This window comes from Actinoalloteichus spitiensis RMV-1378 (assembly GCF_000239155.1).
Classification (GTDB): Bacteria; Actinomycetota; Actinomycetes; order Mycobacteriales; family Pseudonocardiaceae; genus Actinoalloteichus_B; species Actinoalloteichus_B spitiensis.
In genome coordinates this window covers 1-565 of record NZ_AGVX02000740.1, presented here as the reverse complement: position 1 = coordinate 565, position 565 = coordinate 1, and the positions used below count along the sequence as shown (strand labels likewise).

The 565-nt window shown below is 72.6% G+C and carries 1 protein-coding gene; it reads right to left on the bottom strand.

The genetic code is table 11. The features are described 5' to 3' along the window. On the bottom strand, positions 1-320 hold a 320-nt coding region (locus ACTIDRAF_RS31175; RefSeq protein WP_016701351.1), incomplete at its 3' end, for a gas vesicle protein GvpO. Between the last annotated feature and the right edge of the window lie 245 nt (positions 321-565).

The window sequence follows — 565 nt, the reverse complement described above, 5'->3', positions numbered from 1 at the left end:
CACCGGTCGGCCTGCCCCCGTGCGTAGCGCGCGATCCGCTGGTAGCCCAGGAGCTCCCCGTCGGAGTCCACCTCGACCCGGTAGGTGGCCAGCAGGCTCATGGTGTCGGGGACCCTGGCGAGCTCGACGACCTCGAGGGTCACCTGCCAGCCCTCATCGGCGCGGGACAGGCCGGAGACGCTTTCCGGGACGAGTCCGGTGATGTCCTGGAACTGGTCCCGCGCCGCCCGCACCCGCTGGGCTGCTCCCAGCCGCCGGCCGGCGCGGGGCGCCTCCTCCTCGTCAGCGGTCCTCGGCGTGTCCGCGTCCTTCTCGGGCATCTCCGCTGCCTCCCTCCCACCCACCGCCCGGTGTCACCGTGCGTGTCGCTGCGCTGGTCCGTCGTCTACCCGAACGAGTGAGAGGCGAAACGGCCGAGGAAGCGCCCTCCTCTCGACGCGATGGACGGGAGCGAGTGGGGAACGCCCGGTCAGCGAAGTCCTCACAGGACTTCTCCGGTGGCGGAACTCCCTGGTGACGAGCACCGGGTCGGCCGGAGCGGCGACCCTCGGCCGCCCCAGATCGG